The following is a 13,900-nucleotide window of genomic DNA, read 5'->3' as shown; positions in this document are numbered from 1 at the left end:
GGCTTTCTCGTCAGGTTAATCGACGAAGCATAGCGCGCTCGATTCGGCTCCGCAAGCTCCTCCGACCGCGCGGAACCGATGAGCGCACGCGATCCATCAGTCAACAGCCTCAGTGACGGCGGTCTCACGCAAGGCCTTCAAGGCCGCGCCCGATGGCCGATCAATGGCTGCAGCGAGTTCCGGCTTGACGGCCCGCACCAACGGCGCCGGCTCAACCTCATCCGGCGTTCGCCAAAGCCCAACCCAGACGACTAAGCGACCCAGCGCCGGTGCAGCAGTACTCACCGCGATCGGCACCGCCAACAGCGCGCCGACGAAGAAGGGCGAGATCACCAGCGCGCCTGGCGGCGCATGCAGCGTAAGCCAGGCAAACCCAAACAGCCCGAACAGGCTCTGCGGCCACAGTCGCCGCATCGCCTCGAGCGGATGCACACCGTGCGTCACGCGCCGCTGCGCATCCCAGACGACAGCGCGACCGAAAAGCAGATCGAGCAAGAACAGGCTGTGCGCGATGGCCATGATCGGCGCCAACAGGGTACTAAAGCCAACCTCAGACAGGCTACCAACGATCAACCGCGAGCCACCTCCGAAGCGCTGTCGACCGGCGCGAGTGCTGAGCGCATCGACGATGGTCGCGAGCTTAGGCGCGAAGACCATCACCATCACCAGCACGAACAAGGCCGCACCCGGCGCCGGCAGGTACACCGGGCCGGCCTCGCCGAAACCGAGGCGAAGCACCCCCACCAGCATCAACAGCACCCAAGCCGGCGAGGCTAAAAACATCATCACCGCCAACCGCAGCTGCCAACGACTCACCGGGTGCAGACCGGCGAGCTGATCGTGCGGCAGCCTCAGGTATTGCATATTGCCCTGACACCAGCGCAGGTCGCGACGGATAAACTCGAGCAAGGTCGGCGGATTTTCCTCCCAGCTACCGCCCTCGATCGGCATCACGCGCACCTGATAGCCCGCGCGACGCATCCAGGCCGCCTCGAGCTGATCATGACTCAGCACCCAACCCGAGAGTGGCCCCTCGCCAGTGATCCGCGGCAGCTCGCAGTGATCGATAAAAGGGCGCAGCCGAATGAGCGCATTGTGGCCCCAGTAGGGACCTGCATCACCCTGCCACCAGGCCGCACCGATGCTGTAGCTCTTCATGCCAAGACGCATGCCGAATTGAAACGGCCGCGCGAAGGCGCTGTCGCTCGGCAACCCCACCATCAGCGTCTGCAGGATGCCGAGCTGCGGATGCGCCTGCAAGGTACGCACCATGCGAAGAATCGTCTCCGCCGCCATCAGGCTATCGGCGTCTAGCACCAACATGAAATCGTGCGCGGCGCCCCAGCGCGCGCAGAAGTCACGCACATTACCGGCCTTAAAACCTGGATTCTCGGCGCGCCGACGATAGGTCACCTCGATCACGCCGCGCCAACGATCAGCGAGCCAGCCAATCCGCTCCTCTTCAGCGGCGATCACCTCGGGCCAGGTCGAATCACTGAGCACATAGACGCGAAAGCGGTCGGCGACACCGGCATCCGCCAGCTCATCGATCATCCGCTCCAGATTGCGGGCGACCAGCGCCGCGTCCTCGTTACGGATGCAGCTCAACAGCGCGGTACTGCTCGTGATTGGCGCCTGATCACCGGCCTCGGCCAGCAGCGGACAGACCGCCTGCGCCGGATCAGCAGTGACGCGCATGATCACGAGCCCGATGAGCGCATTCCAGAACCCGATCACGGTCCAGGGCAGGGTCATCGCGAAGCAGAGCACCAGCAGCGCATCCAGCCAATCGAAGCCGCCAGCCTGCAGGGTCCAGACCATTAACCCAAGTGCCACGGTGGTCGTCAGAATGGCCAGACCGCCAAAGAGCCAGCGGCGCCAGGCCGGCGCAACCGTCATCGCAATCGACATGCTGGACGCGGACGGCATTGGAGACCACACTCTTGCTGGACTGGTCAAAACGGCAGATCCTCATGGCTCAGGAAGGCTCAAGAAATGGACGAGGTTGGGGCAGACAAAACCCGAACAACAGCGAAGGCCCGTCTGGAAGACAGCAGCTGCGAATCCGAATGCGGTTGCGGCCGACGCCAATCAGGCTACTTTTATCAGCTCAGCTCCGGGATAGGGCCGATCGCGTGGATCAGGTTAGGCTGCGCTGTCGCCCGAATCAACAATCTGCGCATGCCCCCTGTGCGACGATGAATGACAACACGACGAGCAACGAAGACAACAAAACCATGCTGATCACCTTCAAGACCCCAGTCCACGCCGATATCACCATGTTCGGTGACGTCGCCAAGGCCCTGATTCGAATGATGGGACACAGCGGCTCCGTGCCCAGTGCGCTCCTCGCCGAGGACGTCCCGGCAGCACTCGCGCGTCTCAAGGCTGCAGTCGCGTCAAACCCAGAGGCCCCGCTCAATCCAGAACGCGACGAAAATGACGATGAAGCCGGCGCTCAGAGCGTCAGCCTCAGACATCGCGCACTGCCCTTGATCGACCTGCTCGAGGCGGCTGCCCGCGATGAGAAAAACGTCATGTGGGATAGTTGAGGCGACCACCCCCCAGCCGATGGCTGGGCAGTCCGGGCGAGCGCGAGGATTGAGACGATTTCTGTCAAGGCGCATACCGCCCTGCTGGTCTTTTCGCTCGCCCTCTTCGTCGCACCGCCTCGTCGCACCGCCGGTCACAGAGCCCGGCCATGCTCACGACGACGCGCCTCGAAGGCAAACGAACATCCTGCGCGATTCGGTACGCGCTTTCCCGACAATCGCCTTAGAAGTGCGGTTTTTCAGGCTCGGCGTCAAACATCCGCACGCTAGCCATGATCTCCTCGCGCGCGTCCTCGCGCCCTCCCCAGCCACCGACGCGAACCCACTTGCCTTCATCAAGATCCTTGTAATGCTCAAAGAAATGCGCGATCTGATCGAGCAGATGGGGGGGCATGTCCCGAAAGCTCTCGATATTCCGATAGCCCTTGAACAGCGAATCGATCGGCAGCGCTAGGATCTTGGCGTCATCGCCTGACTCGTCCGTCATCTTCAAGACCCCGATAGGCCGACACTTGATCACCGAACCAGAGATCAGCGGATAGGGCGTAACCACCATCACATCGACCGGATCGCCATCCGATGACAGCGTATGCGGCACGTAACCGTAGTTGCATGGATAATGCATTGCGGTCGACATGAAGCGATCAACGAACATGGCACCGGTGGCCTTGTCCATCTCGTACTTGACCGGTTCCGCATGCGACGGAATTTCGATGATGACGTTGATCTCGCTCGGGATGTTGTCGCCGCGCGGGACGCGTTGAAGGTCCATATTGAGCCTCTTGTCTAGGTCGATTCGGTTGAGGCAGCGCCCTCGCCGCCCCGGATAACAGCCGCACAGGATACCCGAACCGCTCGAGACCGACAGCAACGACGGCAAGGAGGCCGAGCGCAGGGCAGCAGATTGATCCCGAATCGGCGCATGAGCAAGGCGCCGCTGTCAGCACGCGCAGCCTCGAGAGTCAGAGGACGATCCCGCTCAGTCCCCTGACCAGATGAGACCTTCGAGCCGCCCGGCTGCGGCTCGCCCTCAGCCTGATGACTCCGCAGCCGGCGGCTTCAACCACTGTCAGGACGCCTGCGCTTCGTTGGCCAACGCTGAGCGCGCGGCGGTGAGCCAGCACGCCGAGGCGCGGCGCGACCAACGGCGCCCCCGGGCTGAAACGCGGGCACTAGATGATGCTTGCCGTTGCCGATCAGGTCAGCACGGCCCATCGACTTGAGCGCTGCACGCAAGTCAGGCCAGTTGGCTGAATCGTGCCAACGCAGGAAGGCCTTATGCAGCCGTCGCTGGCGCAGCTTGCGCACCACGCTGATCGGCTTGGCATCGCCGCGGACGCGCCGTAGCGGATTGATCCCGGTGTGGTACATCGTCGAGGCGAGCGCCAGCGGCGTCGGCAGGAAGGCCTGCACCTGATCGGGCCGCAGACGGTTGCGCTTCAGCCAGAGGGCCAGGTTCAGCATATCCTCATCGCTGGTGCCGGGATGCGCCGCGATGAAGTAAGGGATCAGGTACTGCTCCTTGCCGGCCTCGCGCGAGTAACGCTCGAATAGCTGTCGGAAACGCTCATAGCTGCCGATCCCAGGCTTCATCATCGCCGCCAGTGGCCCTGGCTCAGTGTGCTCTGGGGCGATCTTCAGATAGCCGCCGACATGATGCATCACCAGCTCGCGGATGTACTCGGGCGAGCGCAGGGCCAGGTCGTAGCGCAGCCCGGAAGCGATCAGCACGCGTTTGATGCCGGGGACCGCGCGCGCCTTGCGATAGAGTTGGATCAGCGGCCCATGATCGGTGTTGAGGTTGCCGCAGATGCCAGGGTAGACGCAGGACAGGCGCCGACAGGCCGCCTCAATCCGGGAGTCCTTGCAGGACAGGCGCCACATGTTCGCGGTCGGCCCGCCCAGATCGGAGATGATCCCGGTGAATGCGGGCGTGCGATCTCGAACCTCGGCGATCTCATCAAGGATCGATGCCTCGCTGCGGCTCTGGATGATACGTCCTTCGTGCTCGGTGATCGAGCAGAAGGTGCAGCCGCCAAAACAGCCACGCATGATATTGATCGAATGGCGGATCATCTCCCAGGCCGGCAGCCGCGCCTGGCCATACTCGGAATGCGGCCGGCGGCTGTAGGGTAGCGCGTAGACCTGATCCAGCTCGGCGCTACTGAGCGGGATCGGCGGCGGGTTCAGCCAGACCTCACGCTCGCCGTGCCGCTGCACCAGCGCGCGCGCATTGCCCGGGTTGGTCTCCAGATGGAACACCCGCGAGGCATGGGCATAGAGCACTGGGTCGTCGCGCACCTGTTCGAAAGATGGCAGCCGCACCAGGCTGCGCGCTCGCACTGGCCGCTGTCGGAGCTGGTCGACAGAGTGGTCGACAGAGTGGTCGACAGAGATCGACTGGCTGTTTGGTTTGGCACTTGTTGTGTTGGCGCGTGCTGTGTTGGGGCCCGTCTTGTTGTCGCCTGTGTTGTCGGCTGCTCCGGCAGCCGCCTGCGCGGCGAGTTTGGCGCCGCCTTGGACGGTGGCACGAGCGATCGTCTCAACGCCAACCTTGGCGGCTGCCCGCAGCTTGGAACCGGCCTCTGCGGGGGCATCGGCGCAGGTTGGCTGGCGACCCCGCACATAAGGTCCAGCATCGTCGTTTCCGGCTGTCGGCTCTACTGGCCAATCGGGGGTCTCGTAGGGATTCAGATGCGGTCGCACCGGCCCGGGCTGGTCTAGCTCGCTGGCATCGATCTCAGTCCAACCCTCGGGTAGTCCGCGTCTCATGAACGCGGTGCCACGGATGTCGCGGATGCTCGCAATCGGCTCGCCACGTGCCAACCGATGCGCCAGCTCGACGATCGCCCGCTCGGCGTTGCCGAACAGCAGCAGATCGGCCTTGGCATCGGCCAGTACCGAGCGCCGCACCCGATCGGACCAGTAATCAAAGTGGGCGATGCGCCGCAGACTCGCCTCGATGCCACCGATCACGATCGGCACGCCATGGAAGGCCTCGCGCGCACGCTGCGCATAGACGGTCACCGAGCGATCTGGCCGACGCCCACCCACGCCGTCTGGGGAATAGGCATCGTCGGAGCGTCGGCGACGATCAGACGTATAACGGTTGACCATCGAGTCCATGTTGCCAGCGGTGATGCCGAAGAACAGCTCCGGCTTGCCCAGCGCCCGGAACGGCTCTGCCGAGGTCCAGTCCGGCTGCGAGAGGATGCCGACGCGAAAGCCTTGCGCCTCCAATAAGCGGCCGATGATGGCCATACCGAACGACGGGTGGTCGACATAGGCATCGCCGGTAACGATGATGATGTCGCAGCGATCCCAGCCCAGCAGGTCCATCTCGGCGCGCGTCATCGGCAGCTCTGGCGCGGTGCCGAGCTTGTAAGCCCAGTGCTTGCGATAGGAGAACAGATCGGGAGCTTGTTGCATGGCCGCGTCGCCCTGCCTGAGTCCGCGAATGACCGCGGACGGAATCGAATAGCGTGCATTGTAGACCCGAGCAGCCCAGCACCTCGACCTCGGGGGCATGATCTTGACCTCAGTGGCATCGCCCAGGCTCATCGGGCGATTCGCCCTGAGATCCGTCCCCGGATCTGAGCAATGGCGCCTATTGAGACTAGCGCTCAAGTGCTGGTAACGAGGCCAAAACGACCTGCATCCGTAGGATGCAACCAGCGCAGCGCCCCACGAGCGAAGGTAATAGCACCAATCGCGCCACTTGAGGTGGACGAAGGCGTTTCGTCAGCGCACATGAAAGATGATAATGGGCCACTGAACATGCTCAGCTGCGCCGATTCAACATCCGGAGACTCCGATGCCCCAGTACCGCTCTCGCACCACCACTCATGGCCGCAACATGGCGGGCGCGCGGGCGCTCTGGCGCGCGACCGGCATGAAGGACGGCGACTTCGACAAGCCGATCGTGGCGGTGGCCAATTCCTTCACCCAGTTCGTGCCTGGCCATGTGCATCTGAAGGACATGGGCCAGCTGGTCGCCCGCGAGATCGAGGCCGCCGGCGGCGTGGCCAAGGAGTTCAACACCATCGCCGTCGATGACGGCATCGCCATGGGCCACGGCGGCATGCTCTATTCGCTGCCCTCGCGCGATCTGATCGCCGACAGCGTCGAGTACATGGTCAACGCGCACTGCGCCGATGCGCTGGTCTGCATCTCCAACTGCGACAAGATCACCCCCGGCATGCTGATGGCCGCACTGCGGCTGAACATCCCGACGGTGTTCGTCTCCGGCGGCCCGATGGAGGCCGGCAAGGTGAGCCTGGCCAACAAAGGCGACCTGAAGCTGGACCTGGTCGATGCCATGGTCTCCGCGGCCAACCCCGACGAGACCGACGCCGACGTCGCTGCCATCGAGCGCTCGGCTTGCCCCACCTGCGGCTCCTGCTCCGGCATGTTCACCGCCAACTCGATGAACTGCCTGACCGAGGCGCTCGGTCTGTCGCTGCCAGGCAATGGCTCACTGCTGGCCACCCATGCCGCGCGCAAGGCGCTGTTCCTCGAGGCCGGCCGGCTGGTCGTCGACCTGGCCAAGCGCTGGTACGAGCAGGACGATGCCAGCATCTTGCCGCGCGGCATCGCCACCTTCGACGCCTTCGAGAACGCCATCGCGTTGGATATTGCGATGGGCGGCTCGACCAACACCGTGCTGCATCTCCTCGCAGCGGCGCGCGAGGCCGAGGTCGATTTCACCATGGCCGATATCGATCGGATGAGCCGCAAGGTGCCCAACCTCTGCAAGGTGGCGCCCGCAACCCAGCAGTATCATATGGAGGACGTGCACCGGGCCGGCGGCGTGATCGGAATCCTCGCCGAGCTCGATCGCGGTGGGCTCATCCATCGCGACTGTCATACGGTCCATAGCCCGAGCATGGGCGCAGCGCTGGAGGCCTGGGACGTGATCAGCAGCGGCTCAGCCGAGGCCCGCGGCCGCTATCTGGCCGGCCCCGGTGGCATCCCAACCCAGGTCGCCTTCAGCCAAGACAGCCGCTGGCCAGAGCTGGATTTGGACCGCGCCAACGGCTGCATCCGCGCGATCGAGCACGCCTACTCCAAAGACGGCGGACTCGCGGTGCTCTATGGCAACATCGCCGAGGAGGGCTGCATCGTCAAGACCGCTGGGGTCGACCTCAGCATGCTGCAGGCCGAGCAGCTGCGTTACACCACCAGCGTGCCGACCTCGACGCTGCGCGGCTTCGTTGGTCCGGCGCGCATCTTCGAGAGCCAAGAGGCCGCAGTCACCGCCATCCTCACTGATCAGATCCAGCCCGGCGACGTGGTGCTGATTCGCTATGAGGGTCCCAAGGGCGGCCCCGGCATGCAAGAGATGCTGTACCCGACCAGCTACCTGAAGTCCAAGGGCCTCGGCAAGGCCTGTGCGCTGGTCACCGATGGGCGGTTCTCCGGCGGCACCTCCGGGCTGTCGATCGGCCATTGCTCACCGGAGGCAGCCCAAGGCGGCACCATTGGCCTGGTCGAGGAAGGTGACATCATCGAGATCGACATCCCCGGACGCTCGATCCGCGTCGTGGTCGACGACGCCGTGCTCGCCGAGCGTCGCCAAGCCATGCAGGCCCGTGGCGAGCAGGCCTGGAAGCCAGTGGATCGCCAACGCCCGGTCTCGCAGGCGCTGCGCGCCTACGCTGCGTTGACCACCTCAGCGGCCCATGGCGCCGTGCGAGATCTGTCTCAGATCGGCGCTTGAGGAACCTCATCCCCACAGCCTTTGCGCAGCAAGAAGCCAAGCATCCAGCGCATGCTCTTCTGTTCGGCCTTGATATCGGTCAAATCCGCCTTGAGGCGGGCGATATCGGACTTGGTCGCAAACGACCCCGCTAAGGCATCACTGAACGCCTCTTTCTGTGCCTCAGCCATCGCGAGTGCCTGCTGCTCGGAGACACCAGCAGCCTTAAGGCGCTCGAAAAATTTTAGGGTATCGAAGGTCACAGCCGTCATCAGGGCACCCTCATCAGGTGATCGCTTGGTCGATGATCGTCGCTTAGGCTACTCCATGCAGGCAAGCCACGCCTTCGGCGTTGCCGGTGGTTGTCTTGCGGCGCTGGGCGCTGCTCAATGATCAGCACGTCGAGCCGCTGGCTGCGTAGAGCCAGCCCCTCTTCGGTGCTGACGCGATAGGCGAGCCCATTGAGCGCATCGGCCAGGGCTTGGCCGAGCAGCCTGTGCCAGGGGATACGTTGGTCACGACTCATCGCGGCAGTCTAGCCGATGGGCGGGCAGTATCGAACGATGAATTCCCGGTCTCGCATCAAGCCGGCGACCGAAAAACCACATCAGCCCGAATCGGCTGGCCTTGTTGCCCGTCGCGGTGGTGGCTAGACTTTCACACCGGCTCAAATCCACGGGAGTCCGTTTATGTCCTCGCCCGCGTTCACCTTGCGCCATCCGCCGCCTCAGGGCACGCCCTGGAATGGCCGTTCCGATCGCGATCCCCCCATCGACCCACCGGAAGGCACCGCGGTGAGCGAGGAAGACTACTGGGCCTATTACTACGAGCACGAGAACGGCTACGAGTGGAACAATGGCATCTTGGAGGTCAAGCCGGTGTCGGATAGCCTGACCTTGCAGCTCTATCGTTGGCTGCTTCGGTTGCTGGAGTGCTATCTCGAGACCCACCGCAACGCCCGTCTCACCTGCCTGGAATTCGGCTTTCGCCTGAACCTGCCGAACACAGTCACCATCCGCAAGCCGGATCTTGGTCTGGTGCTCGACAGTAATGCCCAGCCGCTTGAGGATCTCGATCGCTCCTACCAGGGCATCTTCGATCTGTGCGTCGAGGCGCTCTCGGATAGCAAGCCGTCGGAGATCGCCCGCGACACCGAGCAAAAGCACGCGGAATACCAAGCCGCCGGGGTGCCTGAGTACTACATCATCCATCATGATCCGCAGTGGCTCTTGTTCTACCGCCGCAATGCCTCGGGTCTGTATGAGCCCATCCCCTGTCAGGATGGCATCCTGCGCTCCGCGGTGGTGCCAGGATTTCGCTTTCGCCTGGCGGATCTCAGCCGTCAGCCGAGTCTAGAGGCGATGATCGAAGATCCGGTCTACGCGCCCTTTGTGCTGCCGAGCTGGCAGCGGGATCGGCAGGCGCGCGCGCAGGCCGAACAGCGTGCCGACACAGCCGAACAGCGTGCCAACACGGCTGAACAGCGTGCCAACATGGCCGAGCGACTTGCCGAACGGGAACGCGCCGAGAAAGCGGCGCTGCTTGCGGAGCTAGCGAGACTTCGCCGCAAATAGGCTTTGGGTCGCGATCGCGTCGCTGCGAAAGTCCGCCGCTGGCAGCAGTGGGTAGGCCGTGCGCGGCTCGACGATGGGCCTGTCAGGGTCTTGATCGGCGGCCGGCGACTGGCGCAGCGCGCGAATGGAGGCCAGCTTGCGGTCGGTGACGGAGTGACTGATGAGCTTTTCGAGTGATTGCAAGACCTGACCCTCTTGCTCAAGACCTGACCCTCTTGCTTGCTTGCCGGCAGGCCGCGCATGACCTAAGCTGCTCAGACCGTCGCCGCGTTGACCTCATCTTGCGAGTAAGCACCCATGTCTGATCTCGCCTACACCTGGCCTGCCTCGTCGGAGCCATCCGAATCCCCGTTGCTGCCAAGCAGCGTCACCGAGCAGACCTACTGGGCTGAGTGGTATGAGCATCCGGACCTGAACCTGGAATGGCATGAGGGTCGCTTGGAGGAGGTGCCCGTGTCCGATCAGCTGACCGTCCAAGTGTACTTCTGGCTCTTGGAACTGCTGCTGCACTATCTGCGCCGCCATCCGGATGCTCAAATCCTGGCCCTGGAGACGGGCTTTCGCTTGGCCTTGCCCGACGGCAAGGTGAGTATCCGCAAACCGGATCTGGGCTTTATCCATCGCGATAACCCGATCCAGCGCACGGATACCGAGCGCAGCTACACCGGTATCCCGGATCTGCTCATCGAGGCGCTGTCCGACAGCACCCCGGCCAATCGGCAGCGCGACGAGGTGATCAAAAAGGGTGAATATGCCGCCGTGGGCGTGCGCGAATACTACATCCTGCACCACGACCCGGCGTGTCTGGCCTTCTACACCAGGGCCGCCAGTGGCCTCTATGTTCCCATTCCCCTCCAAGAAGGCGTGATCCATTCGCGCGTCTTCCCGGGTTTTTGCTTCCGTCGCGCCGATCTGCAACGCCGTCCCAGTCTCACCGAACTCCGCAAGGATCCCATCTACGCTCAGTTCGTACTGCCCGAGTGGCGCGAGGCCGAGGCCGTCGCCGAGCAGGCGCGTGCCATCGCCGAGCAGGCGCGGGCGCAGGCCGAGCAAGAGCGACATCGGCGCGAAGTGGCCGAGGCGCGGGCCAATGAGGAACGCCAGCAGCGCCAACAAGAGCGCCAGCAGCGCGAAGCCGCCGAAGCGCGGGCCGATGAAGAACGCCAGCAGCGCGAAGCCGCCGAGGCGCGGCTTGCCGAGCTTGAGGCATTACTAGCGCAAGGGCATACAGAAGGGCCGCCATGATAGACATCTCGGCGCCTGGTCATTCAGTGCTCTAAAGTCTATACGGCTGCCAGTCGTTCTATCCGTTTGGGAAGCGCATCTTGGGAAGCGCATCGACCAGGACTTGGTCGAGCAGTGCCTGCCAGGGGATGCGGTGATCACGACCCATCGGGGTCGTCTAGCCGCTTGGCGGAGCAGCGTATTGAGATCGAGCGATGGCCTTCACTGATGATCAGGTGGGCACAGGCGACAGGAGGTTTTTGAGCCTGGCCCCTTTTCCTCCCGGCGACTCAGCCGATCGCTAGCGAAGCTCGCCAGTTCCACCATTGCCGCTTCTCGACGACCCTCCGCTTAAGGTATAGAATCTTCACCTGATTCTACCTTGCCGGCAAACCAAAATGGCGATCAGCATCAAGAACCGCGAAGCAGAAACCTTGCTGCAGGAGATACAGGCCGTCACCCATCGCGGGAAGTCCCAGATCGTCCTTGACCTGCTGCGTCATGAGGTCGCAAGACTGCGCCGCGGCCACCAATTCGAGTCGCGTCGCCAGAGGCTTGAATCGATCGCCGAACGCTATGCTGCGCGCCTACCGCAAACAGGTCCATCACCTGATGAGATCATCGGCTACGATGACACCGGTCTACCTCGATGATCGTCGACACATCCGCGCTGATCGCCATCCTGCGCAAGGAACAGGGATACCAGGCTTTCATTGAGACCTTATTGAAGACCGGCCAGGTTCGGATATCAGCAGCAACGTTGCTGGAATGCCGCATGGTGGCGAACCGCGACAATGGACTCGCTGAGTTGGAAGCGCTGCTCGTCACCTTGGACGCGGACATCATCCCAGTGGATCAACCGCAAAGCGATATCGCTTTCCAAGGCTTTCTGCGATATGGGAAAGGTCAGCATCCAGCGGGACTGAACTTCGGCGATTGCTTCAGCTATGCGCTTGCAAAGGCCTATGATGAGCCACTGCTGTTCAAAGGTGACGACTTTCCCCGTACCGACATCGATGCCGCAATCTGATTTGGGCCGGTTTCCTGACGCAATCGAGCCTCGCCCGTCGATGGCGGGAACTCTGCGGTGAGGTTCGCCCGATGCTCGCTGTCTTCCCAGGGCGAATTGCCGCAAGCGGATGGCCGAGATCCTGCGGCATGACCAAGGCCCATGGGAAGCATGACATAAGGGCAAAATCACTGTCCCGCGCGCACGAGGCGAACCTTGAGCAGATAGGTCGAACCGGGGCTGTTGCTGACGTAGTCGTTATCGAAGAAAGAGACGGTCCACGGGAAACCCGATTGGGTGGCATACGGCGACGAAGACCAGAACCATCTTAACGGTGTATTCGGAAAATAGCGCTCGTTGATCGCCGGATCGTAGCAGCGCTGTTCGACCAATGACGCCAGCTCGTTCTTGTTCGGCAAGCGCCACAGATCGCTGCCGGCAAAGCCCTCCGCCTCGGCGAGCTTCAGCGCGCCTTGCCAGTGAAGGTTTGGGCGCTGCCGGTGACGCAGCCCGCCCCGCTCGGACCCTCGGCGCATTGCTTCCAAATCAGTCCGGTGGGCAGGTCGGTGACCGTACCGTTGCCGTTGTCTTGAAAGCGACTGTCAGGTGCGCTCGCGACCAACTGCTGCGTCCCTCTCAGTCGATCCCGCTCAATATTGCCGAAGGCAATGGAAAAGGTACAAACCCTGATCGGCGGCGATTCTTCGAGATTGCTCGCGGCTCGGCGTTGGAATGTGCCGCGATTCAGGACTGCCTCACCTCGTGCCAGGCGATGACTGCCGCCCCAAACATCGAGGGCAAGACGCTGCTGCTGCGCATCGTGTCGATGTTGACGAAGCTTGACCAAAGGAGACATGAGGTGCGAGAGCGTTCTGAAGTCTATAGGGGGCTCGATTGTGACGACAACGACAACGACAACGAATGGTCGCAGGACTTCTGCGGCGCTGCACTAGCCAAGGGACGGCAGTATCGAAAGCGGGCAACAGCCTTCACTGGCGATCAGGCGGGCATAGAGGCTTGCTATTCCCTTGCCGGTAGGCAACGCATGACCTAAGCTGCTCAGACCGTCGCCGCGTTGACCTCATCTTGCGAGTAAGCGCCCATGTCTCATCTCGCCTACACCTGGCCTGCCTCGTCGGAGCCATCCGCATCCCCATTGCTGCCGAGCAGCGTCACCGAGCAGGCGTACTGGGCTGAGTGGTATGAGCATCCGGACCTGAACCTGGAATGGCATGAGGGTCGCTTGGAGGAGGTGCCCGTGTCCGATCAGCTGACCGTCCAAGTGTACTTCTGGCTCTTGGAACTGCTGCTGCACTATCTGCGCCGCCATCCGGATGCTCAAATCCTGGCCCTAGAGACGGGCTTTCGCTTGGCCTTGCCCGACGGCAAGGTGAGTATCCGCAAACCGGATCTGGGCTTTATCCATCGCGATAACCCGATCCAGCGCACGGATACCGAGCGCAGCTACACCGGTATCCCGGATCTGCTCATCGAGGCGCTGTCCGACAGCACCCCGGCCAATCGGCAGCGCGACGAGGTGATCAAAAAGGGTGAATATGCCGCCGTGGGCGTGCGCGAATACTACATCCTGCACCACGACCCGGCGTGTCTGGCCTTCTACACCAGGGCCGCCAGTGGCCTCTATGTTCCCATTCCCCTCCAAGAAGGCGTGATCCATTCGCGCGTCTTCCCGGGTTTTTGCTTCCGTCGCGCCGATCTGCAACGCCGTCCCAGTCTCACCGAACTCCGCAAGGATCCCATCTACGCTCAGTTCGTACTGCCCGAGTGGCGCGAGGCCGAGGCCGTCGCCGAGCAGGCGCGTGCCATCGCCGAGCAGGCGCAA

General features: G+C 63.0%; 15 protein-coding genes. 8 read left to right on the top strand and 7 right to left on the bottom strand.

From position 1 onward, the window contains the following. Positions 1 to 96 precede the first annotated feature (96 nt). The gene (gene mdoH, locus CCR96_RS15405) at positions 97 to 1,959 is read right to left on the bottom strand and encodes a glucans biosynthesis glucosyltransferase MdoH (protein ID WP_274601131.1); all 1,863 of its coding nucleotides are present in this window, start codon (positions 1,957 to 1,959) and stop codon (positions 97 to 99) included. A gap of 278 nt (positions 1,960 to 2,237) precedes the next feature. On the opposite strand from mdoH, the gene CCR96_RS15400 reads away from it, so the two are divergent. After that, on the top strand, positions 2,238 to 2,552 hold the full coding sequence (locus CCR96_RS15400) for a DUF1840 domain-containing protein (protein ID WP_201221035.1): 315 nt from the start codon (positions 2,238 to 2,240) through the stop codon (positions 2,550 to 2,552). A gap of 223 nt (positions 2,553 to 2,775) precedes the next feature. Here CCR96_RS15400 and ppa read toward each other — a convergent pair whose 3' ends face one another. Both ppa and CCR96_RS15390 read right to left on the bottom strand, forming a co-directional pair. After that, positions 2,776 to 3,324, bottom strand: coding sequence for an inorganic diphosphatase (ppa, locus tag CCR96_RS15395; RefSeq protein ID WP_201221011.1), 549 nt, complete (start codon positions 3,322 to 3,324; stop codon positions 2,776 to 2,778). Positions 3,325 to 3,611: 287 nt separating this feature from the next. Beyond that, complete coding sequence (locus tag CCR96_RS15390; protein WP_201221034.1) at positions 3,612 to 5,981, bottom strand: YgiQ family radical SAM protein; 2,370 nt, start codon at positions 5,979 to 5,981, stop codon at positions 3,612 to 3,614. Positions 5,982 to 6,366: 385 nt separating this feature from the next. Here CCR96_RS15390 and ilvD point away from each other — a divergent pair, with 385 nt between their 5' ends. Beyond that, positions 6,367 to 8,271, top strand: a complete 1,905-nt coding sequence (gene ilvD, locus CCR96_RS15385; protein ID WP_201221010.1) for a dihydroxy-acid dehydratase — start codon at positions 6,367 to 6,369, stop codon at positions 8,269 to 8,271. Here ilvD and CCR96_RS15380 read toward each other — a convergent pair. Both CCR96_RS15380 and CCR96_RS15375 read right to left on the bottom strand, forming a co-directional pair. Then, complete coding sequence (locus CCR96_RS15380) at positions 8,256 to 8,522, bottom strand: CCDC90 family protein (protein WP_201221009.1); 267 nt, start codon at positions 8,520 to 8,522, stop codon at positions 8,256 to 8,258. The two genes, ilvD and CCR96_RS15380, sit on opposite strands and share 16 nt — an antisense overlap. Beyond that, the gene (locus tag CCR96_RS15375) at positions 8,522 to 8,776 is read right to left on the bottom strand and encodes a hypothetical protein (protein ID WP_201221043.1); all 255 of its coding nucleotides are present in this window, start codon (positions 8,774 to 8,776) and stop codon (positions 8,522 to 8,524) included. Before CCR96_RS15375 ends, CCR96_RS15380 begins: the two co-directional genes overlap by 1 nt. 163 nt (positions 8,777 to 8,939) lie before the next feature. On the opposite strand from CCR96_RS15375, the gene CCR96_RS15370 reads away from it, so the two are divergent. Next, on the top strand, positions 8,940 to 9,824 hold the full coding sequence (locus CCR96_RS15370) for a Uma2 family endonuclease (protein ID WP_201221008.1): 885 nt from the start codon (positions 8,940 to 8,942) through the stop codon (positions 9,822 to 9,824). Here CCR96_RS15370 and CCR96_RS15365 read toward each other — a convergent pair. Continuing rightward, the gene (locus CCR96_RS15365; RefSeq protein ID WP_201221007.1) at positions 9,801 to 10,007 is read right to left on the bottom strand and encodes a hypothetical protein; all 207 of its coding nucleotides are present in this window, start codon (positions 10,005 to 10,007) and stop codon (positions 9,801 to 9,803) included. The genes CCR96_RS15370 and CCR96_RS15365 overlap by 24 nt on opposite strands. A gap of 114 nt (positions 10,008 to 10,121) precedes the next feature. Here CCR96_RS15365 and CCR96_RS15360 point away from each other — a divergent pair, with 114 nt between their 5' ends. From CCR96_RS15360 to CCR96_RS15350, 3 genes are all read left to right on the top strand, one after another. Beyond that, positions 10,122 to 11,069, top strand: coding sequence for a Uma2 family endonuclease (locus CCR96_RS15360; protein ID WP_201221006.1), 948 nt, complete (start codon positions 10,122 to 10,124; stop codon positions 11,067 to 11,069). Positions 11,070 to 11,446: 377 nt separating this feature from the next. Further along, on the top strand, positions 11,447 to 11,701 hold the full coding sequence (locus tag CCR96_RS15355; RefSeq protein ID WP_201221005.1) for a type II toxin-antitoxin system VapB family antitoxin: 255 nt from the start codon (positions 11,447 to 11,449) through the stop codon (positions 11,699 to 11,701). Next, positions 11,698 to 12,078, top strand: coding sequence for a type II toxin-antitoxin system VapC family toxin (locus CCR96_RS15350; protein WP_201221004.1), 381 nt, complete (start codon positions 11,698 to 11,700; stop codon positions 12,076 to 12,078). Before CCR96_RS15355 ends, CCR96_RS15350 begins: the two co-directional genes overlap by 4 nt. 167 nt (positions 12,079 to 12,245) lie before the next feature. Here the strand turns inward: CCR96_RS15350 and CCR96_RS24670 are convergent, their stop codons facing one another. Next, a complete protein-coding gene (locus CCR96_RS24670) occupies positions 12,246 to 12,593 on the bottom strand; it encodes an Lcl C-terminal domain-containing protein (protein WP_242519122.1) in 348 nt (115 codons plus the stop codon). Here CCR96_RS24670 and CCR96_RS15345 point away from each other — a divergent pair. After that, on the top strand, positions 12,593 to 13,111 hold the full coding sequence (locus tag CCR96_RS15345; protein ID WP_242519121.1) for a four helix bundle protein: 519 nt from the start codon (positions 12,593 to 12,595) through the stop codon (positions 13,109 to 13,111). The two genes, CCR96_RS24670 and CCR96_RS15345, sit on opposite strands and share 1 nt — an antisense overlap. Before the next feature lie 48 nt (positions 13,112 to 13,159). Beyond that, a partial coding sequence (locus tag CCR96_RS15340; RefSeq protein WP_201221002.1) for a Uma2 family endonuclease occupies positions 13,160 to 13,900 on the top strand: 741 nt, incomplete at its 3' end.

This window comes from Halochromatium roseum, assembly GCF_016653315.1.
GTDB classification, from domain to species: domain Bacteria; phylum Pseudomonadota; class Gammaproteobacteria; order Chromatiales; family Chromatiaceae; genus Lamprobacter; species Lamprobacter roseus.
This window is presented reverse-complemented; position numbering and strand designations above follow the sequence as displayed.

Bases quoted from the DNA above. Each gene is read 5' to 3' on its own strand.
- ilvD (WP_201221010.1), top strand. From the start codon at position 6,367: ATGCCCCAGTACCGCTCTCGCACCACCACTCATGGCCGCAACATGGCG.
- CCR96_RS15375 (WP_201221043.1), bottom strand. From the start codon at position 8,776: ATGAGTCGTGACCAACGTATCCCCTGGCACAGGCTGCTCGGCCAAGCC.
- CCR96_RS15355 (WP_201221005.1), top strand. From the start codon at position 11,447: ATGGCGATCAGCATCAAGAACCGCGAAGCAGAAACCTTGCTGCAGGAG.
- CCR96_RS15390 (WP_201221034.1), bottom strand. From the start codon at position 5,981: ATGCAACAAGCTCCCGATCTGTTCTCCTATCGCAAGCACTGGGCTTAC.
- CCR96_RS15380 (WP_201221009.1), bottom strand. From the start codon at position 8,522: ATGACGGCTGTGACCTTCGATACCCTAAAATTTTTCGAGCGCCTTAAG.
- ppa (WP_201221011.1), bottom strand. From the start codon at position 3,324: ATGGACCTTCAACGCGTCCCGCGCGGCGACAACATCCCGAGCGAGATC.
- CCR96_RS15370 (WP_201221008.1), top strand. From the start codon at position 8,940: ATGTCCTCGCCCGCGTTCACCTTGCGCCATCCGCCGCCTCAGGGCACG.
- CCR96_RS15350 (WP_201221004.1), top strand. From the start codon at position 11,698: ATGATCGTCGACACATCCGCGCTGATCGCCATCCTGCGCAAGGAACAG.
- CCR96_RS24670 (WP_242519122.1), bottom strand. From the start codon at position 12,593: ATGCGCCGAGGGTCCGAGCGGGGCGGGCTGCGTCACCGGCAGCGCCCA.
- CCR96_RS15400 (WP_201221035.1), top strand. From the start codon at position 2,238: ATGCTGATCACCTTCAAGACCCCAGTCCACGCCGATATCACCATGTTC.
- CCR96_RS15360 (WP_201221006.1), top strand. From the start codon at position 10,122: ATGTCTGATCTCGCCTACACCTGGCCTGCCTCGTCGGAGCCATCCGAA.